Below are 21,327 nucleotides of genomic sequence, written 5' to 3' on the forward strand. Positions count from 1 at the left end.
TTAATCCTCTGTTTCCCTGAAGGGGAACTAAAGTTTGATATTTTGAATAATGGAAAATACAGTAAATGATTTAAAGAAGCCAACTCCATCAGCTCCCCCTTTAGGGGGCGGGGGGGGAATTAAGGTTTTTGCTCCGGCAACTGTGGCCAACGTGGTTTGCGGTTTTGATGTACTGGGTTTCGCGGTTGATGAGCCTGGTGATGAGGTAATCATGCGCCTGACCGGCAAACCGGGCATCACCATCAGCAAAATTACCGGCGATGACGGTCGCCTGCCGCTTGATCCGGCAAAAAACACGGTAAGTGTTAGTGTTCAGCATTATTTACAAAGTGTTGGCCGTAGCGATATTGGTTTGGATATCGAGCTACATAAAAAAATGCCTATCGGTAGTGGTTTGGGCTCAAGCTCGGCCAGTACTGTTGCCGGTTTGTTTGCCATCAAAACATTATTAGGTGATGATGCCGATCCAATAAAACTGTTGCCTTTTGCTATGAAAGGCGAGGAAATGGCCTGCGGTCATGGTCACGCGGATAACGTTGCCCCTGCCCTGTTCGGTGGTTTTGTGCTCATCCGCAGTTATGAGCCGCTTGATGTGGTAAGGCTGCCGCATCCTAAAAACCTGTGGTGCGCTATCGTATTCCCGGATGTGGATGTACCAACAAGGGAAGCCCGTCAGATCATCCGCAAAAATATCCAGATGAAGGATGCCGTAACCCAGTGGGGCAATATCGCCGGCCTGGTGAGCGGCTTGTTTATGCAGGATATCGACCTGATTGGCCGCAGCATGAAAGATGTGTTGGTTGAACCTGTACGTTCTATGCTGATCCCCGACTTTTATAAAATGCGCGAAATGGCCATGGAGCTCGGCGCTGTAAGCTTTGGTATATCGGGCTCAGGTCCTTCGGTATTTGCCTTTACTAAAGATGAAGCAACCGCCCGCGCCATCACCCAAAAGCTACAACAACATTTAACCGGTCTTAAGATCGGCTCAAACAGTTACGTATCAACCATTAATGACGCAGGGCCTAAGGTTTTGGGATAGTCCTAAGTCTGAAATTTTGAGTTATAAGTTTTAAGTCAACCCAATAAAAGCCATGTCATTATAAGGTACGAAGCAATCTCCGATTAGCAGGTTCGCCCTGTATAGTTCGCAATTGCTTCGTACCTCGCAATGACGAGGTGGAGAAATCCACAAATTGAAATTAAATCCGAAATCGAACATCCGAATTCCGAAATCAAAAATGAAACTCTACAGTACCAATAATACCCTATCCGAAGTATCGTTCAAAGACGCGGTTTTTAACAGCATGCCGCAGGATAAAGGCCTTTACATGCCATACACCATCCCTCGCTTGGATGATGAGTTTATCAATAACATTGATAAATATACCCTGCCCGAAATTGCTTTTAAAGTAGCCCAAAACCTGCTTGGTGACTCCATCCCGGAGGCTGACCTGAAAGCCTTGATTGATGAGGCCATTAACTTCCCTGCCCCAATTGTAAAACTGGAAGACAACGTATACGTTCTTGAGCTTTTCCACGGACCATCATTGGCGTTCAAGGATTTTGGTGCACGCTTTATGAGCCGTGTTATGAGCTATTTCCTTGAGCCAGGCGAAAAACAACTGGATGTTCTGGTTGCTACCAGCGGCGATACCGGCGGCGCTGTTGCCCTTGGCTTTTTAGGCGTTCCAAATACCCGGGTAACTATCCTATATCCAAAAGGCAAAGTGAGCGGCGTACAGGAGCAGCAACTAACTACCAACGGTCAAAATATCCGCGCATTAGAAGTTGACGGCACTTTTGATGATTGCCAGGCACTGGTAAAACAAGCTTTTGTTGATGATGAGTTGAACGAGAAGTTCCGCCTTACATCGGCCAATTCTATTAATATAGCGCGTTTGGTTCCGCAAACTTTTTATTACTTCAATGCTTACGCACAGTTGTTAAGACAAGGCATTAAAAAAGTTGTTTTCTCGGTACCAAGCGGTAACTTCGGCAATATCGGCGCCGGTTTGTTAGCCTGGAAAATGGGTTTGCCTGTCGAGAAATTTATCGCAGCCACCAATGCTAATGATACTGTGCCCGAGTTTTTAAAAACCGGCGTTTATGAACCAAAACCATCGGTAGCCACGCTTTCAAACGCGATGGACGTAGGTAACCCAAGCAACTGGGTACGTATTGCCGACCTGTTTAAAAACGATACCGAAGCTCTTAAGGAACTGGTTGTAGGCTTTAAATATGATGATGAAGAAACCGTAAAGGCCATTAACTGGGTGTTTGACAACTATGGTTACGTAGTTTGCCCGCATACAGCTATTGCATGGCAGGCACTAACTGATTATAAACAAGATCACGCCGCCACTGATACTGCAGGCGTATTCCTTTCAACCGCGCATCCTTGTAAATTCCCTGATGTTTTTAGTGAAGAGGTTGCAGCTAAAATTGACGTACCGGAACAGGTAAAAGAACTGGAATCAAAAACAAAGCTGGCTATAGCCATCAGTAAAGATTTTGCTGATTTTAAAGGCTACCTTTTAGGGGTTGATTAATTTCAGTATTTTTAGATGCTGGAAATAGGCTTCTGCAAGAAAGGAGGCCGTCACCAACATGTCATTGCGAGGAACGAAGCAATCGCAAACTGTGCAGATCCGCTCTGCCTCCGTGCGATTGCTTCGTTCCTCGCAATGACATCGTTGGGTAGGCACAACCAGCGTCTGATTCAATACCGAAATATAAAATGCTTAACAAAACCCTGATATTTAGCTACCTTGTGGCAGTTTGCCTCACTGCCTGCAGCCGCAAACAAAAGTTCGACCGTGATAAATGGGACGATGGGGACGGTATTACATTTGCTTACCGGCCAGCTTTGGTTGATGACCTGATAGCCAGCAAGCAGCTCAACAATCTTAAATATCAACAGGTGATCCACCTGCTTCACCGGCCGCAGTTAAGCAGCAAGGACAGTATGGTGTATGACCTTGACAGGAAATACGACAAAGGTGTATTAACTTACACTCAAACACTTGTTGTTTTCCTGAAAGATTCGGTGGTTACCAAGGCCGAGGTTCATGAAACCCATCCGAAGAAGAAATGATTATTTTGTTTTGAAGGCAGGGCTGTTTTTAAGTAATCGTTTGCTGTGATGAACGGCACATCTATTCTGGTTTTGCTTACAATTCTATAAATCACCCGATAACTACCAACAAGCACCTCTCTTATTGAAGGATCTTGTTTTTCGGGAACAACTTTACCTCTTTTCGGGAATCGTTCCAATGGCTTAACGCTTAATAGTAAGCGTTGAACCTGTATTTGGGCGTAATGCTCTGAATCCTTGGCTATAAATTCGGCTATGTTGTCAATGTCTTTAACAGCCTGTTTAGTCCAGTTTATTTCAACCATTTACCCAGACTTTTCTTTGCTTCTTCCGTTGAAAGTATTTCGTTTTTGTTTGATTCCTCAATACCAATTTCGATTTTATTCAACAGCATTAACCGGTCTAATATTTCCTCACAGCTAAATTCTCCGGGCAGCTCATTTACCGTTTTCAACACTTCTTCTTTCGTCAACATCATTAACTATTTAATAATCTAAATTTACTAATTAAAATTTAAAGTGTTTATTAGCTTTAAGTTTTCACATAGCATGATCAACACCATAATATTTGATCTGGGCGCTGTCCTGATTGATTGGAACCCGCATTATTTATATCACACCCTGTTTACCGATGAGCAGGAAATGAAAGATTTTCTGGCCAATATCTGTACATCCGACTGGAATGAAGAACAGGATGCCGGCCGGTCGTTACAAGAAGGTACTGATTTGCTTGTTGCTCAATACCCGGAGCATGAAGCTAATATTCGTGCCTTTTATTCCCGCTGGGTAGAGATGCTGGGCGAACCTCTTCATGGTACCGTTGAAATTTTCAGACAATTAAAAGCGAGCGGCAGGTACAAGGTCTATGCTTTAACCAACTGGTCGGCCGAGACTTTCCCATTTGCTTTAGAGCGTTATGATTTTTTAAACTGGTTTGATGGTATTGTAATGTCCGGTGCCGAAAAAATGCGTAAGCCATCACCGGCTTTTTATCAGCTTCTGCTTGATCGTTATGATGTAAAAGCCAACGAAGCTTTATTTATTGATGATAATTACCGTAATATTTTAGCTGCCGAAAAAATGGGGATTAAAAGCATTCACTTTACATCGGCAGAGGCTTTGGAGACAGCGTTGAAAGGCTTGGAGGTATTATAAAAGCATTTCAAGCCGGGACACGGGGGCCGGGAGGGACAAAAATCGCAGGTCGGCCGTGGGGACACGGCCTGCGGTTGAAAATAAACTTACTTGCTTGGCGCTATTATCCATGCTACAACTACCAGCGCCAATAATATTCCCATAATCAAATAGCTAACCGGCCGGGCAAAATTCAGTGTCCAGCCGAGATATTTAATTCTTTTGGGTACGATTATACGGTTGTCATCCTTGTTGTAGTAAAACACGCCGTATTTGTAATTGCTTAGGTCTTCTGTAGGCTCCATAATTAAGATAATTTATTATCCAAACAATTCACTGCTCAAATACCTGTCGCCACGGTCGCAGCAAATAAATACGATCACGCCTTCTTCCAGTTCCTGCGCCAGTTTTATTGCTGCCGATAGCGCTCCGCCGCTGCTCATCCCCGCAAATACCCCTTCCACTTTGGCCATCTGGCGTGCCATTTGAGTTGCATCTTCCTGTGAGATATCCATAACCCGGTCAACCCGTGTGGCATCAAAAATCTTAGGTAAATATTCCTCCGGCCACCTGCGGATACCCGGGATCGATGAACCCTCAACGGGCTGACAGCCTACAATCTGCACATTGGCATTTTGCCCCTTCAAATATCTCGAACAGCCCATAATGGTACCGGTTGTACCCATAGCACTTACAAAGTGAGTGATCTTGCCTTCCGTATCCTTCCAGATCTCGGGACCTGTAGTTTTCACGTGGGCCATATAGTTATCCGGGTTAGCAAACTGGTTCAACAGAAAATATTCGCCGGTAGCGGCTTTTTCTTCGGCATAATCGCGGCAAAGCTCTATACCTTCCAGCAAAGTAACTTTAGCACCAAAGGCTTCCATGGTAAGTGTACGCTCGCGGGTGGAGTTTGAGGGCATGACCAGTTCTATCTCCAGGTCAAATAAACGGGCTATCATCGCCAGCGCAATACCCGTGTTACCGCTTGTTGCTTCAATCAGCTTGGTACCGGGTTTGATATCACCACGCTCAATGGCGCTTCTGATCATATTGAGTGATGCGCGGTCTTTCACGCTGCCACCGGGGTTATTTCCCTCCAGCTTGGCGAAGATCTGCACTTTGGGATTCGGATTCAGCTTTTTTATTTCTACCATAGGAGTATTGCCTATCAGGTCTATTAATCCAGCCATTGTATATTTTTATTAGGTAAATTTTATTTTTTGTGCCCGAACAGTTTTATGCTCAGCCTTTTCAAGATCCTATGATTTGGGGCGTGGTAAACCTTTGAGTTGGGTGGCAAACTTTTGGTAAGCCAAACGTTCCCTCCTACTACGCTATTGTGCCCAATAATGGTTTCTCCGCCTAAAATAGTAGCACCTGAGTAAATTACTACATTATCCTGAACTGTAGGGTGTCTTTTGGTATTTGCCATGCTTTTATCTACGCTCAAGGCCCCGAGTGTAACACCCTGATATAGTTTTACATGCTTGCCTATTACGCAGCTTTCGCCAATAACAATACCGGTGCCATGATCTATATAGAAATACTCGTCTATTTTGGCAGCAGGATGGATGTCGATTCCCGTTTTTGAATGCGCGTATTCGGTAAGGATGCGCGGCAGCAAAGGAATATCATCAACATACAGGCTATGCGCCACACGATAAAGCGAAATGGCATAAAAGCCCGGATAAGTGCGGATCACCTCAAACTCGCTGCGGGCAGCAGGGTCGCCGTTAAAAATGGCCTGGATGTCGGTATTCAGCACACGAAATAATTCGGGAAGCCCCTCAAAGAATTTTTTTGACAGTTTTGAGGTATCGCAATTGCTGCAAGCCTTGGTGGCATGCATAATTTCGCACAATTCATTCTCAAGCCTCAAAAACTCATCCTTCAGTTCCTCCACCGAAGCAAACTGTTTGCCGGTTTGCTCGGGGTACAGTAAATGAATCACTTTAAGCGCCCAGGCCGTAATTTCACGGTTTGAAGGCACAGCCTCCAGGTTTTGCTGTTTAGCAAAAATATGTTGATAAAAATCCTGACTCATGTTTTATGGTGGGCTGTTTTGGGAAAACAACCATTAACAGTACAAGTTTATATAAAAGATTGTTGTTAATATGTAAAATGAGCCGGATAATTGATATTTGGTTATAAAAACATCGATACCGAACCTATGAAAGATCAAATAATTGCTACAGTAACTGCCCTGTTTAGCGGAGCCGATGAACGGGACTGGGCCAAAGTAAAAAACGCATTTGCCGAAAATGTAGAACTTGACTATAGCTCCATGACCGGAAACCCGGCCAGCATCGCATCATCCGCTGATATCATTGCCGCATGGCGGGGCTTCTTGCCCGGCTTCGACAGGACACATCATCAACTGGCAGATTTTTATGTGATGCAAAACGGCACGGTAGCCCTGGTGCATTATTATGGCAAGGCTGATCATTTTATTGGCGACGAGCTATGGATTGTGGAAGGCACTTATGATACCGAACTTATTGAAACGGATGGCAAATGGATCATCACCAAGCATAAGCTTAACCTCATTAAGCAGGATGGTAATATGGATTTACCGGCGAAGGCCGCGGCCAGGGTTTCGGAGCAGGGTTGAATTGCAAAAACAGAAATGCCATTACGAGCAAAGCGTGGCAATCTCGTCGCTATTCGATCGAACAGGCATTGGCTACGAGATTGCTTCGTTCCTTACAGCAATGACATAAATATTAAATAACCTCTATTCTTTTCCTTCTACTTAATCCCGCCTGCAAAACAACCGAAATTATGATCACTAACAGCCCCGCATAAAAAGACACATTAAGCTGGCGGGATTCATTGAATAAAACCATCGCCAGTAAAATGCTGTAAACAGGTTCCAGGTTAAAGGTTAGGTTGACCGTAAAGGCAGAAATCTTCTTTAAAACCTCAGCCACCATTACATATAGCCCAACGGTGCAAAAAAGCGCCAAAATTAGCAGGTAAAATATATCCAAAGTGCCCGGCAATATTGTTTTTGACGGGAAGAAATACAGATATACTGGTAACACTATAGTTAAGGCAGCGCTTCCGGTCAGCATCTGGTACATATTCATCACCGTGGCATCGTACTTTTTAACCAGTCGTTCATTAAAAATGGTATACAGCGATGCCAGGAAAGATGATATTACCCCCAGTACAATACCGGTGCGGAACGAGGTATCGAAATGAAAGATCAAACCAATGCCAGCCAATGTAAGCGTGCTCAACAGCAGCTCGGTTATGTTAAACGGCTTCCTGTTGATAAGCGGGGCCAGGAACGCGGTAAAGAAGCTGGTAAGGCAATAACAAACTACGCCTACAGATACATTTGAATATTTGATACTGGCATAAAAAAACACCCAGTGAAAGGCTATCAATAACCCGGCCTTCCCCATTTCCCAAATGTTGACCCGTGAGTGGTTAAACTGCGCCCTTTGAATCCAAACAATAACTACAAGGAATAAAAAAGAAAACAGGGTGCGGTACCAGGTAAGTAAATATTCATTTAAAGAGATAAGTTTCCCGAACACGCCGGTAAAACCGGCAAGAACTACAGCTATATGTAACAGAACAAATGTTTTTTTCATTTTTTGCTAAAATAAGATTGAGCGGGCACACAACGATGCATATGATTGCCCGCGTTTAATTAATTTGTTTTGAAAATAGTGTTGAAAAAGGATCAAATACAGTTGCACTACAACCGGTTTTGATTAGCAAAAAAGAAAGAATGGTGGATCATTAAAAAAAGGCTCCGAGACCAAAAATGTCCGGATAAGAGATTTGAGATTCCCTTTAGTGCCATATTTAATGTTTGCTGTCATCATTTGTTGATGGGCCAAAGATAGGAAAAAGTTTTATTGCGCCAATACATTGTGTTGTTTTGACACTAAAAATCGGATCAAACTGTCCTTTCCTCGCAAGCAGTTGGCGTATAAGATTTCTCTTTCGCCCCTACGCACCGCTCCTCCCTTGCTCTATCGAAATGACATCGGCTTTTTTAATTTCTGTTAATAAAAAAGCCCCGGCTATTGCCGGGGCCTGCATTTCTTCAATAACAAAACGTTTAGTTCAGATATTTAGTGATATCCTCAGATAGCGGAGTTGTTTGTGACCTGAAACGGTGGATTAGTTTGCCATTTTCGTCTATCAGGAATTTTTCAAAGTTCCATTTAATGTCGCCGGTAAAATCTGGGTTTGGAGCAGTTGTAAGGTATTGGAACAAGGGATCGATATCCAAACCTAAAACGCTAACCTTTCCGCTCATCGGAAATTTCACGTTGAAATTTTCTTTGCAAAAGGTTTTGATGTCCTGGTTTGTACCTGGTTCCTGGCCGCCAAAGTTATTGGCCGGGAAGCCTACTACTACCAGCTTGCCTTTGTATTGCTCAGACAGTTTTTCCAGATCGGCGTATTGTTTAGTGAAGCCACATTTTGAGGCCGTGTTTACGATCAATACTTTTTTGCCTTTGTATTTAGCTAAGCTAAAATCTTTGCCGTCGATGGTTTTCAGTTTAAAATCATATACTGAAGATGGTGCGGCAGCAAATAATAAGGCGATGATGAGTGCCAGTGTTTTCATGGTTTTTACAATTGATTGTTAATAATCCAGCATAAAAGTAAAGCTAAAAATTTCTTTTAGCTAAGTACTCATCTTCTTTTTGTGTCATTTTTTCTTTTGTAACAACACTTTTATCGGTGTAACCCAAAAGGTGCAATGCCCCGTGAATAATAACACGGTGCAGCTCGTTGGTTTCGCCAGTTTTAAATTTGGATCCATTCTCGCGGATGCGGTCAATCGAGATAAAAATATCACCAACAATATCGCCCTCAACTTCCGAATTGTCAAAAGTTACGATATCGGTAAAAGTATCATGATCAAGGTATTGCTGGTTTATTTGCAGCAGGTACGCGTCTGAGCAAAAAATATAATTAAGCTCTTTCAATTTAAAGCCTTCAGCAATTACCGTGTCCTTTATCCACTGTCTTAATTGTGCTTTTTGTTTCGGCTTAAAAGTAGTGTCTTCCTCAAAAAAATTAATAGCGGGCATCAGATCTTAAAGTGAAGTTCAATTTCATTACCCGAGGCGTTGAAAATACATTGATCGGCAAGGTGTTTAATGATAAACACGCCGCGGCCGGTAAGGTTCTCCAGGTTTTCGGGGGCAGTAGGATCGGCAAGGTTATTATAGTCGAAGCCGGGGCCTTCATCGGTAACGGTCCAGATAATACGTTTCGGTTCTACTTCCGCATTAACAATCACCTTTTTAGTCTCATCCTGTTTGTTACCGTGTATGATGGCGTTAATAACCGCTTCATTAAGGCAGGTCATCATATTGGCGAAGGTATCTTCCTCAACATGATATTTATCAGCAATTTCTTCTATCAGCTGCTCAAGCAACGCTATGCTCTCCGGTTTTGACGGTAGCTGCAACGTGTATAGCTCGCTGGTTTGAACATTTGCCTCTTCCATATTATTTGGCGTTAAGTTGATCAAAGTAAGATTTTATTTTTTGTTTATAATACAAATTAAGTGCCGGAGATACTGTTCTGATCTGCTCCGTTTGTTTCGCTTTTTGTTGCTGGTACCCCTGCAGTGCTTTTATATAACCCGGTGGCAAATCCTTGCCCGCATTGCTCTCCCGTTGCTGATCCTGATCTCGTTGCTGCTCGGCCTTTTCGGCCTCTAATAATCGGGTTTGTATCTGCTGCTGCCTTTTTAGCGCGTCATCTGTAATCCTCCTGTTTACGAGATCACGTTCCGTTTGTTCCATTTCTTTCGAAATTTTATCCAAATTGCCCAATCCGCCGGTCCCGTCTTTATTTTCGTCCCTGTCAATTTGTTGCAAAGCCTGCCGTATCATCTGCTGCTGACGTGCCATTTTAGCAAACTGTTCGCTCATGTTGCCACTATTGCCCTGCTGGCCTTTACCCTGATTGCCCTGTTGCTGCATTTGCTCACGTGCCTTTTGCATATTCTGACTAAGCTGCTGCTGCATCTTGGCCAACTGTGATATCGACTGTTGTTTCCCTTTGCCCCCTTTACCACCCTTGTTCATCATTTTTTGCATTTGCTCAAGCGCTTCGCTCAGCATCAGGGCCAGGTTGTTCATAGATGTCATGGCATATTGCTGATTGCGGTTTGCTTCAAGCGTCCGCCTGTCGCCCAACTGCTCAAGGGCCTGATCAATATGCTCGTTGATACTGGCTATCTCTTTATTTACAGTCGATTGGATTTGCGGCACCCTCCTGCTGATGGCATACAGGCTATCTTCGGCCGTTTTCAGGTTATCCTTGATATCCTTCTGGCTTTGCGATAAAGTAACGTAAGACGGATCTGTAGGATTAGTGTTTTTAAGCGTTTGCATCAGCTTTTCCTGGTTAAATGAGCTGTTAACGAGGCTTTTCAACAATTCCCTTAACTGCTGCGCATCAACGGCATTCTCTTTTGATTCGCCCTCGTCGCTGTCTTTTTGCATTTTGGCGGCAAGCTCTTTCATTTGTTTTGCAGCCTGCTGCTGCGATTTTGAAGCCTTTGAGTTATCCTTTTTTTGCAGATCGCCGGCGCTTTGATCCATCTGCTGCTCAATATCTTTTGTTTCGTTTTCGGGGTTCTGATAGTCGGATTTACGTTCGGCCTGATCGTTGGCTTTCTGTAATTCGTCAAAGCCTTTCTTCACATCCTGAAAATCCTGTTTCAGCTTATCCTGTTGCTGCTGCAAATTCTTTTGATCGGCTCCGGACTGTTTGGTTTGTTCGGATAGCTTTTGCTGTTGATCTGCCAGTTTATTCAGCTGGTCGAGGTTTTGATTCAGCTTTTGCTCAAACTCCAGTTTCTTATACAATTCCAACACCCTGTCCAGCTCCTTTTTCAATGATTTATTATCCATTTGCATTTTAGATAATTCATCTCGGGTGGCATCTTTTTGCTGCTCATTAAGCATTTGCTGCAGGTTTTGAAGCAGCTCCTTTGTTTTCTGATCAAGCACATTATTAAACAGGTCCTCTATCTGTTTTTGCTTAGCCATGATCTCGTCCGTTTGCTGTTGGTTTTCCTGCCGGTTGTATAAATTCTTTTTGTTATCGGCCTGGATATCCTTTACTAAATCTTCCAGGTCTTTACGTTTTTGCATCAGATCTTCCACCTGCTTTTTCTCATCAAAGGAGAGCGTATTTTTATTCAACAGGTTCTGGTTCAGCTTTTGCGCATCGCGCTCAACCTGGCCGGCTAATTTAATGGCCGATTGCATTTTTTCTTTTATAGCTTTTGACCCCGCGTTTAACTGTTGGTTAATCTCCTTGCTGTCAGGGACATTTAGTGTATGTTTTGCTGTACGGGCTGTTTTGTGGCCGGTCACTTCGTCGTTATCGGCAACCTCAAAAAAGTAGCTCACATGGTCGCCCGGATTGATGCCCATTTCCTTCAGGTTCCAGTAATAAAAGAAATCTGTTTGTGTCTGGGCCAAATCAGCATTAACCTTTTTGGTAAACTCTTTTGCTTTGCTGTTACCGGCAGCTTCAATAGTATAATGAAACGTTAGCGACGAAAATCCATGATCATCCTGGATCTTGCCATTAAAATAGAAGGCTTTCATACTTACCGAATCCGGCTTTTCATCAACCATGATAGATGGAGCCTCATCAGTAATAACATTAATACGATACGAAGCCGAATCGCTTTGATTTACTTGTGCGTTAACCGGTAAAAGTTTATAAACAGAATTTTTAAGCACCCGTTCGCGGTGCTCAAACAAATCAGCCCCGTTTTGCACTGTCGGGCGGCTTTGGCCATTCATATCAAACAAGAGCGCGCTGGCATATTGCGTATGCAGCTGCCAATTCACCGTTGTACCGGCCGGGACAGTTAAATCGCCGGCATTTAACAGCTTCTCATTTTTTTTATGCAGATATGCCGGGTAATTCAGCTCAACATCAAAATGAAGCAATGCCGGTTTCTGGTTCACCTTGATCTCGTAAACCACCGAACTAAATCCGTTACCCGATAATTTAAACCGGGTATTTTGCTGTAGGTTGCTAAACTGGTAATGAAAACGACTGATGTTATCCTTATCCAGCTTAAAGGTATTCTCTCCGGTTTCAACGTATACATCGGCCGGCAGCTTATCTCCTTCCAGTTTAATATCAACCTTTAAATCATTCCCCTGAACAACCGATAGGGTTTTGTTCAGCATAATAAATTTAAACGGGGCGGCTGGCACAAAGTATTCATTATGCCTGATGAGCCTTTTAGTACTTTCGGTTAGTACCGATGGCGCAGCCAATGCTATAATAGCGATTACCCCCAGCGGACCAAGCGCCCATTTTAAATACTTGGTGTTCTCCTTAAGGTTGATGGCCGACGGGAAACTTACCGGTTTAAGGGCTTCTATCTTTTGGTCGATACTGGCTTCGATGAGGGCGCGGTGATTGTCATCTTCGGCAGCCAGTTTTTTTAGCTGCAGGGTGTTAAGCAGTTTGTCATGAACATCGTTAAAATGCCTGCCTATAATTTCGGCCGCTTCGTCATGCGTTAATGTTTTGCCCAATTTAAGCCAGGCCAGTAATGAGGGTAAAACCAACCAGCAAACCAATACGGTATTAAGCAGGATAAAAAAGTAGAAAAGTATGGTGCGCAGCAGAATGCTGAAATTGCCAAAATACTCGCTCAGGGTTACAACCACGTAAGCTGTGAAAAGACCAGCGCCTAAAAATATTAACCCACGCAGAAAATTATTGAAATAATACTTCCGGGTGAAAGTATTGATTTTGCCAAGCAAAATTTCATAGTTTTCTGTCGAGGCCATGGTACAGGTAAAAAAAAGTCAAATACACTCCCTGGTTAAACGCAAAAGCAATGTATTAAATATATACGTGTTGGTTTAAGTTAAAAAATTAAAGCAATAATAATAAAATGTTAACTGTTTTATGACAATAAAAAATGATTGGCCCGCATTACCGGGATAGATACGGCTACAAACCGGGATAACATAGCAATTTAAGGATAATTCCGCTTTTTTGTTCTACGCCCTTTCTTCTTCCTCAACCATTTCTGGTTCGAGCTTATGCAGCCAGATGCCAGCTATACCTGTAATTGAATATGGGAATATAATTACCGCAACAGAAGATATGGCCGAAACTTTTTTTTCGAACAGTAGTTCAAAAAAGGAGAGTACCGTAATGATGAGAATTGCTGTGGTTAAACCGGTTTTGATATAAAGCGGATCTCTTTTTTTTGATAAATAATAAACGGCCATCCAAAATATAAAGGCAAAGGGAATAGTGACCAGCAAAATCATATCGGCAAAAATGATGTAATCTTTCCTGATCTCATCAACAAGGCTTATTTGAGGATTCTGAATAATAAACCACGATAGAACCAATTGCAGCAGAGGTGCCACAATAACCAGCATCAGCCAAACCTTTAAGCTATATGTAAATGACCTGTTCATAATTTATTAAGTGCGCCAACAATATACATAGCAAGCAATAAAATAACAATAGCCCCTACTTGCAGGCAATTTGCTTTATGTATAAATAGCGATGCTATTTTTAATAGTTATAAAACAATAATAATTTAAAAGCAATACAACGCTTTAACAGGCTTATTGGTAAATTATAAAACTGTTTTTTTTATTAAAAATTATCTCTGCATCAACTGATTTTTTTCTTTTATAGATAAGGACTGCTAACCTGAACCCTATCTCTGACTAAAAGAAGTAAAGACTCATAATAAATAACGTAACTGACTCATTTACCCTCCCTCCATAATCATTAACCACCAATTAATTTCAATGTATTAAATTAACGTAAAATAGGTGATTTAACGGGTTGTTAAGCGTATAGTTAATTATTACCTTGCATTCACTTAGCCGACACCCCCTATCATGACTACACCTAATCACCTTGATCCTTCTATATTGAACTATTTTAGTGTGGGTAGCGTTTGGCAAAACATTGTGTTTTATGGTATTATTATTTGCCTTTTATATATTAACCTTTTTTTAACCCGGCGAAAGAAAACATATAAGCTACAGCTTGTTACCGATATACCTGCCGAAAACGAGGAACAGAATCAATCCACTGCAGACACTTCAGCCAAGGCCTTATATAAAACAAATGCCGAAGAAATAGCTATCCTTAAAAAAGAGCTATTGGCATTGGGCGAAGAGTTAGAACTTTCGTACATGAAATCTGACAGGCTTAATGATCAGCTATCAGAAATACTGGACTGCCTTGAACTAACTGTAATTTATGATCATAACCCCTGGGACTGGTCGCTGGATTACAGTAGTCGGGAGGTTACACTTTCAGCGTATGGCTTGCGGATCCGCGGTTTTTCAGAAGATGACAAGCCCGCGTTTGACGAAGCCGTTACGGTTATTGATCCCCGGTACCGCCAGGCAGTAATAGATGCTATTGAAAACTCATTTAATACCGGGGCCGATTTTTCAATGACTTACCTCATTAACCCTTTAGATGGCAGCCGGCCAAGAGAGATAAAAGCAATAGGCCATGTACAATACAACGAGCTTGGAATCCCATTAAAACTATCCGGAAAATTCGCGTTTACTTATAGCGAGTTGCCGGCAAAAAAGTAGGGGTATCGCACTTTGTTATCCGGTAAAAAATCAAAAGCGTCCTTTTTGATGCTTGCATTTTGAATAATACTCACAACAATTATATTTGCAATCCGGCCATACATTAATCGGGATGTAGCGTAGCCCGGTATCGCGCCAGCATGGGGTGCTGGAGGTCGTGGGTTCGAATCCCGCCATCCCGACTTGAAACCATCGTTGAAGAGCATATTGAGCGGTAATTTTACCGATAAGATATGCTCTTTTTTATTTAAAAGTTATGGTATGTGATGAAATCTCCCTTTTTATATACTATAACACTAAGAGCTATCTATGGTGGTTCCTAATTTAAAGACCGTTAGCCTTTTTTAACCAACTTCTTAAACTGTTTAAAAAATGAATCTATCGTTAGCTGGGTATGTATCATAGCTGGTGTTCGTACAATTTTAAACTCTTTATCCTTTGAAAAGAATTTTTCCATAAGGTTTCCCTTATATATGTTAGCTTCGGCAGGCGAGAAGTAATACTTAGATGCATTTTTAATTTTATAAAGACTAAGGCAATCAGTTGGTGGTACTGTTTTTTCGGGATTAGCGCGGCCGAGCCAGGCTTCATAATAATATCGGTAATCTGTTATTTCCGGCTCTTCACATTTAGCCAGATACGCCCCTTTTGCATACCAGAAGTTAAACCAGATCCACCCTTCTTCCGACGGGAATAGTCCCGCCTTTTGCTTATCTTCTTTATTTAATAACTGTATGTTTTTCCTCCAGTTTTCAAACGTTTTTGTAAACAAAAGGATCTCTTCAAGTGAGCGGGAATGCAGGTTATGTGTCATTCCTTTACTATGAAAGTATAAAAAAGTGCTCTTTGGATCCTGTTTTGCTAAATCGTGCATTAATTTAAATGCAGGATATTCAAATTGATTGATTATAGAAACGCTTACTATTGCCGAAGGAGTAATTTTGCCTATGATCTCCTTTATTTCTGCTGTATAGTTGTTGGTATCGGTTACATGAATATAAAACTCCGCTTCGGATAAAATCCCATAACCCTTTAATTGAAATAGCTGCCCTGCGAGGATGGCGCGCCAGTTTGAATGCGGACTGGTAAAAAAATAATATATGATCTTTATTGTACTGCCCTTTTGCGCGATCGAAATGGTTATATCTTCTGCATACTGATCTTCGAGGATGTTGTAAACCCGATCACCTATTGATATTTGCAGATATTTTTTATCATTACCACTAACTTGCCCAAAGGCCTTATGAAAAACGAGATCTTTAGGTATCCGTATAAAGTCACCATCTACATAATCATTGATTTTCTCAGAAACATCAATAGTTTCTGCAGGCAACATATCTATATTAAAAGTTCCGTATAATGCTTTAGTCACAGCAGGTTGCATTCGTGTATCGGGTTTATGTTAGTACTAATCCAATGCTTGCATTAAGCTTGGCTATTCAATAAAGTGGGACGCATTTTTGCAAAACAAGCCCGCTCTCCATCGCCAAAGGTACGGCAAATGGTCAATTGGTTCCAAGCAAAAACAGCCACCTGTTAAAGCCTCATTACCAGACACATCAATACCCAGGACCATTAAAGCCTTGGGTATAACCACGCAAAAAGCATCGCTTTAAGTGAAAAATCATCAGTAAACTGACCACTATATGTTGCTTCCACCACTTTACAATTTTTGAGGTAGAAATGTGAAGTTTAGCTATAACAAAGATGTGAAGCACTACGAAAATCAGGAAGTCAACACTCCCCAAAGAAACAAACCTTTAATGCACCTGTTCCAAATATATAACATTCTACATTACAGCTATTTATAATTAACAAAATCAATATATTCTATGAACGATGCTCACAACAAAGGGCCGGGAAGGAATATTTCAGGTCTTTTATTCCGCAACAAATATCTCATTATTGCTTCTGTAACAGTATTTGTGTTAGCGGCTTCTGCTTATTTGCTTTTTTCATCACCCAAATACAAAGTGCGGGTAGAAGTGGCCATATCCAACAATTGGCAATTACCGATTACCGCAATCAACGAACTACGGTCTGAAGCTGCGATAAAAAATGCCGTTAAAGCGCTAAAGCTTCAGGTAAGCTACTATCGCAAAGGTACTTTTAAAACAACGGAACTCTATGGAGATTCGTTACCCATTAAATTTATGCTTGGCAAAGGGAGTACCTATAATTCTCCTACTGAAATTACTATTAATTTAATCAATGGCAGCGTCTGCAGGATCGATCAAAACAATGTCCTTACAGATGTGCCATTGTACCATCCTGTTAAATATGGTTCTTTAAGTTATACCATAATAAAAGGTCCTGCTTTTAAACCAACGCAACCGCCGCTAACGCTTAAAATCACACCCTTTGCTAATTTGACTGAACTGTTTAGTAAAAATTTGAATGCAAAAGTTTTAAGCAGTAATAGTTTTGAACTGAGTATAAATGTAAATAATGCTCAAAAGGGCCAGGCCTTTTTAAATAAGCTGATAGAAATTATAAACAACCGATACGCGAAAACAAGCTTAACCGGCAAAACAGCTATTGACAAATCATTAATCCCTGAGTTAAATGATAGCATAACATATTATAAGGGAATTGCAAATAAATACCGGCAGCAGCAGAACGTGCTGAACCACATAAGAAAAACGATACCAACAGTTACATCCGAAAAAGAGCAGGTTGCTTTAGATGCATTTGACGCCATTAAACCTTATCTCACCAAACCCCTCTACACTTTTGTTTTAATCCCCGACGGCTATGATGTTGGCGACAGTCATATCGAAAAACTAATAACGGATTTTAACAACGCGCAACTTGAAAAGCAGCGACAGTTACAGGATTCAGATACAAACGCATCTGCTTTCAATTTGGAGATCGGATCATTACAGAAAAAACTTTTAAATGCCATAACGTTCAGGGACAAACGGATTAGGGACAGCAGCCAGCCTAAATGGACAAGATCTGTAGGGGCCTTTTTATCAAAACAATTAAACGACTCCCTGACCTTCGTAGACGCTGTTATCAAAAACAAGCAGCAACAATATACCAGGCTGATACATGGATCAGGTACACAGGCGGCTGATTTAAGCCTTACTGTAATTGAACAGTCGGACACCCGGGAATCGACGGTTCCGAGATCACTGTTAATATATCTTTTAGCACTGTTGGCAGGTTTGATATTGCCCTCTTTGTTGCTGGCATTCAATGAACATTTGATATCTAAAAGAGAGACCGCTCATTAAAAACAATCTTAAAATGAAGAATATCAATTAAAAATATAAACATTAAAACCATGAAAACGAATTATTTAAAACCAATCACAACGGCTTTAGCCGTATTGTTTTGTTTGCTAAACTTCGCCGCAATGGCAGGGAATCCGGATAAACCAGGCACAAAAAAAGACGATTCTCCCAAAAAACTATCGCCGAAAGCATTGGCCAACATGAAAATCAAAAACATCGAGTTTGGGTTTAACAAATCAACCATCCCGGATAACGCCCACAACAACTTGAAAAATGTTGCTAAACTGATGAAAGACAACAATGCCTCACTCAAGCTGGGTGGCTATGCCGATAACAGGGGCGCATACGTTTACAACTGGATGCTATCAAAAGCACGGGCCGAAGCTGTCAAAACATATCTTGTACAAAACGGCGCCGATTCAGCACGTATTGCAGCTACCGAATATGGTTATACCCATCCTGTAGCGTCAAATAAAACAATTGCCGGCCGTCAGAAAAACAGGCGTGTTGAAGTCCATTTTACAAATTAAACATCGAGTTTTCGTAGTAATGCAAAACGGCTGATCACACGTGCAGATCAGCCGTTTCGACTTAATGAAATCCTATAATGGTTTTCCTTCAAATACCTGTTGCATTTTGTATTGCACAGCCAGAACTCATCTTACAGGTTCAATCGTTATCGCCGGTGGTTATGAGTTTGAATCCAGGCAAGTGGATTTACAGAAATAATTAGATTATACCTGAGTGTTTGTATTGTTAATCGAGCCCCCTTTTCCTGCGTTTATGCTTAATCCTCTCAACATTGAATTTATAAAAAGTGCTACTATTATAATATAAAACTTTTCATCTAAATATGTATTCCATTCGAAACGAATCTAATTAATGCTTATCTGGTTGCATATACAATATGCAAATAATCCTAATCGATTGTTTTATTGCAAGATATGTGTATTTTCACTGGAAAAAATGTCTATATATTTCTTTTATATTATATATTAACGCTATAATAAATTTGATCGATGAACGAAAAGATTTGTGGTTATATAATGCCCATTTCGGGGCTTGGAAAATATACTGAACAGCATTGGCAGTTTATTAAAAAACTGTTAGACAAGATAGTGGGCGAGGCGGGTTTTGGAGAGGCAGAGATTGTCAGTTACGACCCTGTTAGCTTAAATATAAAAGAAACTATTTTTAATAATATTTTTACTATCCCAATTGTGATTTGTGACGTTAGTGGATATAATCCTAATGTATTATTCGAACTTGGACTTCGTGTAGGTTTTGACATGCCTGTGTTGATTATAAAGGATAAATCAACCGAATTTAAGTTTGATTTAAGCTCCTATAATCATGTCATTTACCCAGACGAAATCGAGTCCCTTGAAGAAAGCCAGCCTGAATATCTATTGTTTCATAATACATTACTTAAGAAATTGGTAAAAATGAAAATAGCATACGATTCAGATTCTCCTGTTTTGTCTCCTCTAACCAGCTATTTGAGCAACGAGAACTATCTAAAGGTAAAGCGAGGTGTGCCATTCAACATTAAAGGGACTTATGAATATATTTGCTATCGCACTAATGTCGGTTACAGTCATGGGGGACTGTGTGACATTACGATGGTCAATTCCTTCGGCAATCTTATAGATTGGCAATTGCAGGGAAGAAGATGCTGGATGAAAGCCAGTAAGTTGATGCCGTTGCAGTTGTTTAAACCTCCATATCAATGGGACACACAAAAAGCAATTATTTTTCATGATAGATCATTCATACTAAATTATAAGATCGAAACGGAAGATCGTAATATAATAGGTGTTATTTATGGAAAGGTTGAAGCCCGAAGTGGTTCCAATCAAATTGATTCTTTTCAAGGACATTACCATCAGGATTCTGGTGGTGAATTGACGAAAGGGCGTTATAAAATGGTCAGAATAAATCCGAAGCAGGAATTAGATAATTATAAATTTCAACTAAGAAGAAAAAAAGAGAAGTAGAAGAGCGAGTTGCAACTAATTTTAATCAAGACTTGTCGCCCGTGTTTATTTTTTAGTGTTCAAATCAAATGCAAGTAATTCCTTTCGAGCACCAATATTTTATAAAACCAATCGGATGCCTAACTTATAACGCGTCTTTCACAAATACAACTAATGCAACCCGCGCATTAACAGATAACAAATCGGCATTTTTTCACATATATTATCCTCCTAACTTTGGATAAAGACGTTTTAAATGACATGTTATGGAGCCGATAAAGTTTAGAGATGCTACGGAAGCCGACTTAAGCAAAATAGTTGAAATATATAATTCAACCGTTGCATCACGGATGTCAACGGCTGATACCGAATCCGTTTCTGTTGAAAGCAGAAAAAAGTGGTTTTATGAGCATGGTCATACCAGGCCTTTATGGATAGCGGAGGATGGCAACAATAATGTTGTTGGCTGGATCAGCTTTCAATCCTTTTACGGGCGACCGGCCTACAATGCAACCGTCGAGATCAGCATTTATATCGATGCCACCCATCGGGGCAAAGGGCTTGGAAAAAAATTACTTGAACACTGTATTGCTGCTGCTCCATCGCTTCAAATAAAAACCCTGATCGGTTTCATTTTCGCGCATAATGAGCCCAGTTTGCGGCTATTCAAAAACTTTGGGTTCGAAGAATGGGGAAACCTCCCCAATATAGCTATCCTGGACAATCAGGAAAGAGGGTTAAAAATTCTGGGAAAAAGAGTCGACTAAGAGAAGAACTTACACCGGTATCCATTTCCTACGGTTATGTTAATTCGCAAAACTTCTTCCAGCTTTTGTATCCGCAGAAGTTTGACAGCACATTAAGTGTATGTAATGATGGCTTAAACTTTGTTTCTTTAAACCCGTACAATTTGCACAAGGAGATTGGGCTTAGCTCTTTACGTGTAACTTGCCTAATCTTGTCGGTTAAAGCCTCCATGTCGGCCTCAATAGCCGGGAATATATCTGCATTAATCAAAACTTGTTTCTTTAATAACTCAATTTCTTCTTCAGAATGTTTAAACACCGCCCGCCTTCTTTACTGATTTTAAGCCTATTACGATAATTCCGTTACAGGGTTACATTTATTGCGTCTTTTAAACACAATAAAACATTCAAGTTCCGGTTATCCACATTCATCGACACATTCACGCTAATCGTCGATTCTGTTTTGATATTGAAATTCAAAACTTTTCATTTGTTAAACATGCCGCACCTTAATCACATCCCA

Annotated in this window: 22 protein-coding genes and 1 tRNA gene; 11 read left to right on the top strand and 12 right to left on the bottom strand. The window is 41.1% G+C overall.

The genetic code is table 11. The annotated features are described in order from the left end of the window. Positions 1 to 49: 49 nt before the first annotated feature. The 3 genes from DEO27_RS25105 (at position 50) to DEO27_RS25115 (ending at position 3,097) form a co-directional block, all read left to right on the top strand. A complete protein-coding gene (locus DEO27_RS25105) occupies positions 50 to 1,042 on the top strand; it encodes a homoserine kinase (RefSeq protein WP_112568274.1) in 993 nt (330 codons plus the stop codon). 199 nt (positions 1,043 to 1,241) lie between these two features. Continuing rightward, on the top strand, positions 1,242 to 2,552 hold the full coding sequence (thrC, locus tag DEO27_RS25110; protein WP_112568272.1) for a threonine synthase: 1,311 nt from the start codon (positions 1,242 to 1,244) through the stop codon (positions 2,550 to 2,552). Positions 2,553 to 2,740: 188 nt separating this feature from the next. Beyond that, positions 2,741 to 3,097: a hypothetical protein gene (locus DEO27_RS25115; protein ID WP_112568270.1), complete on the top strand. Its 357-nt coding sequence runs from the start codon at positions 2,741 to 2,743 to the stop codon at positions 3,095 to 3,097. Here the strand turns inward: DEO27_RS25115 and DEO27_RS25120 are convergent. Together DEO27_RS25120 and DEO27_RS25125 are read right to left on the bottom strand one after the other, a co-directional pair. Then, entirely contained in the window at positions 3,070 to 3,402 is a 333-nt protein-coding gene (locus tag DEO27_RS25120) for a type II toxin-antitoxin system RelE/ParE family toxin (RefSeq protein WP_112568268.1), read from the bottom strand. The two genes, DEO27_RS25115 and DEO27_RS25120, sit on opposite strands and share 28 nt — an antisense overlap. Further along, complete coding sequence (locus tag DEO27_RS25125; RefSeq protein WP_223818048.1) at positions 3,390 to 3,575, bottom strand: hypothetical protein; 186 nt, start codon at positions 3,573 to 3,575, stop codon at positions 3,390 to 3,392. Before DEO27_RS25125 ends, DEO27_RS25120 begins: the two co-directional genes overlap by 13 nt. Before the next feature lie 70 nt (positions 3,576 to 3,645). Here DEO27_RS25125 and DEO27_RS25130 point away from each other — a divergent pair, with 70 nt between their 5' ends. Continuing rightward, positions 3,646 to 4,251, top strand: a complete 606-nt coding sequence (locus tag DEO27_RS25130) for an HAD family hydrolase (protein ID WP_112568266.1) — start codon at positions 3,646 to 3,648, stop codon at positions 4,249 to 4,251. Positions 4,252 to 4,337: 86 nt separating this feature from the next. On the opposite strand, the gene DEO27_RS25135 is transcribed toward DEO27_RS25130, so the two are convergent. Genes DEO27_RS25135 through epsC form a run of 3 tightly spaced genes read right to left on the bottom strand, consistent with a single transcriptional unit; the run spans position 4,338 to position 6,277 of the window. Next, on the bottom strand, positions 4,338 to 4,535 hold the full coding sequence (locus tag DEO27_RS25135; RefSeq protein ID WP_112568264.1) for a DUF5808 domain-containing protein: 198 nt from the start codon (positions 4,533 to 4,535) through the stop codon (positions 4,338 to 4,340). A gap of 15 nt (positions 4,536 to 4,550) precedes the next feature. Next, positions 4,551 to 5,423 (bottom strand): cysteine synthase CysM, encoded by an 873-nt coding sequence (gene cysM, locus DEO27_RS25140; RefSeq protein ID WP_112568262.1) that lies wholly within the window; start codon positions 5,421 to 5,423, stop codon positions 4,551 to 4,553. Positions 5,424 to 5,446: 23 nt separating this feature from the next. Beyond that, a complete protein-coding gene (gene epsC / locus DEO27_RS25145) occupies positions 5,447 to 6,277 on the bottom strand; it encodes a serine O-acetyltransferase EpsC (RefSeq protein WP_112568260.1) in 831 nt (276 codons plus the stop codon). A gap of 126 nt (positions 6,278 to 6,403) precedes the next feature. On the opposite strand from epsC, the gene DEO27_RS25150 reads away from it, so the two are divergent. After that, the gene (locus DEO27_RS25150; protein ID WP_146749975.1) at positions 6,404 to 6,844 is read left to right on the top strand and encodes a nuclear transport factor 2 family protein; all 441 of its coding nucleotides are present in this window, start codon (positions 6,404 to 6,406) and stop codon (positions 6,842 to 6,844) included. Positions 6,845 to 6,956: 112 nt separating this feature from the next. Here DEO27_RS25150 and DEO27_RS25155 read toward each other — a convergent pair whose 3' ends face one another. The 6 genes from DEO27_RS25155 to DEO27_RS25180 form a co-directional block, all read right to left on the bottom strand. Beyond that, positions 6,957 to 7,835 carry a DMT family transporter gene (locus DEO27_RS25155; RefSeq protein WP_112568256.1) on the bottom strand — a complete coding sequence of 293 codons (879 nt, stop codon included), beginning with the start codon at positions 7,833 to 7,835 and terminating at the stop codon, positions 6,957 to 6,959. A 476-nt stretch (positions 7,836 to 8,311) separates the two neighbouring features. Next, the gene (locus DEO27_RS25160) at positions 8,312 to 8,827 is read right to left on the bottom strand and encodes a glutathione peroxidase (RefSeq protein WP_091210258.1); all 516 of its coding nucleotides are present in this window, start codon (positions 8,825 to 8,827) and stop codon (positions 8,312 to 8,314) included. A 43-nt stretch (positions 8,828 to 8,870) separates the two neighbouring features. Next, positions 8,871 to 9,296, bottom strand: coding sequence for an rRNA maturation RNase YbeY (gene ybeY, locus DEO27_RS25165; RefSeq protein ID WP_112568254.1), 426 nt, complete (start codon positions 9,294 to 9,296; stop codon positions 8,871 to 8,873). Next, positions 9,296 to 9,718, bottom strand: a complete 423-nt coding sequence (locus DEO27_RS25170) for an ATP-binding protein (RefSeq protein ID WP_112568252.1) — start codon at positions 9,716 to 9,718, stop codon at positions 9,296 to 9,298. Before DEO27_RS25170 ends, ybeY begins: the two co-directional genes overlap by 1 nt. Before the next feature lies 1 nt (position 9,719). Further along, complete coding sequence (locus DEO27_RS25175) at positions 9,720 to 13,049, bottom strand: DUF4175 family protein (protein WP_112568250.1); 3,330 nt, start codon at positions 13,047 to 13,049, stop codon at positions 9,720 to 9,722. A 216-nt stretch (positions 13,050 to 13,265) separates the two neighbouring features. Continuing rightward, complete coding sequence (locus DEO27_RS25180) at positions 13,266 to 13,694, bottom strand: hypothetical protein (RefSeq protein WP_112568248.1); 429 nt, start codon at positions 13,692 to 13,694, stop codon at positions 13,266 to 13,268. Positions 13,695 to 14,129: 435 nt separating this feature from the next. On the opposite strand from DEO27_RS25180, the gene DEO27_RS25185 reads away from it, so the two are divergent. Beyond that, positions 14,130 to 14,843 (top strand): hypothetical protein, encoded by a 714-nt coding sequence (locus DEO27_RS25185; protein WP_112568246.1) that lies wholly within the window; start codon positions 14,130 to 14,132, stop codon positions 14,841 to 14,843. A 108-nt stretch (positions 14,844 to 14,951) separates the two neighbouring features. After that, a tRNA-Pro gene (locus DEO27_RS25190) sits at positions 14,952 to 15,025 on the top strand. Between the two features lie 152 nt (positions 15,026 to 15,177). Here the strand turns inward: DEO27_RS25190 and DEO27_RS25195 are convergent. After that, positions 15,178 to 16,227 carry a hypothetical protein gene (locus tag DEO27_RS25195; RefSeq protein WP_112568244.1) on the bottom strand — a complete coding sequence of 350 codons (1,050 nt, stop codon included), beginning with the start codon at positions 16,225 to 16,227 and terminating at the stop codon, positions 15,178 to 15,180. Positions 16,228 to 16,675: 448 nt separating this feature from the next. Here DEO27_RS25195 and DEO27_RS25200 point away from each other — a divergent pair, with 448 nt between their 5' ends. The 4 genes from DEO27_RS25200 (at position 16,676) to DEO27_RS25215 (ending at position 20,825) form a co-directional block, all read left to right on the top strand. After that, on the top strand, positions 16,676 to 18,082 hold the full coding sequence (locus tag DEO27_RS25200; RefSeq protein ID WP_112568242.1) for a Wzz/FepE/Etk N-terminal domain-containing protein: 1,407 nt from the start codon (positions 16,676 to 16,678) through the stop codon (positions 18,080 to 18,082). A 50-nt stretch (positions 18,083 to 18,132) separates the two neighbouring features. Further along, on the top strand, positions 18,133 to 18,612 hold the full coding sequence (locus tag DEO27_RS25205) for an OmpA family protein (protein WP_112568240.1): 480 nt from the start codon (positions 18,133 to 18,135) through the stop codon (positions 18,610 to 18,612). 489 nt (positions 18,613 to 19,101) lie between these two features. Next, the gene (locus tag DEO27_RS25210; protein ID WP_112568238.1) at positions 19,102 to 20,079 is read left to right on the top strand and encodes a hypothetical protein; all 978 of its coding nucleotides are present in this window, start codon (positions 19,102 to 19,104) and stop codon (positions 20,077 to 20,079) included. A gap of 245 nt (positions 20,080 to 20,324) precedes the next feature. Further along, the gene (locus tag DEO27_RS25215) at positions 20,325 to 20,825 is read left to right on the top strand and encodes a GNAT family N-acetyltransferase (protein WP_112568236.1); all 501 of its coding nucleotides are present in this window, start codon (positions 20,325 to 20,327) and stop codon (positions 20,823 to 20,825) included. Positions 20,826 to 21,327: the final 502 nt, after the last annotated feature.

Origin of the sequence: Mucilaginibacter rubeus, from assembly GCF_003286415.2 — a bacterium.
Taxonomy (GTDB): Bacteria; Bacteroidota; Bacteroidia; order Sphingobacteriales; family Sphingobacteriaceae; genus Mucilaginibacter; species Mucilaginibacter rubeus_A.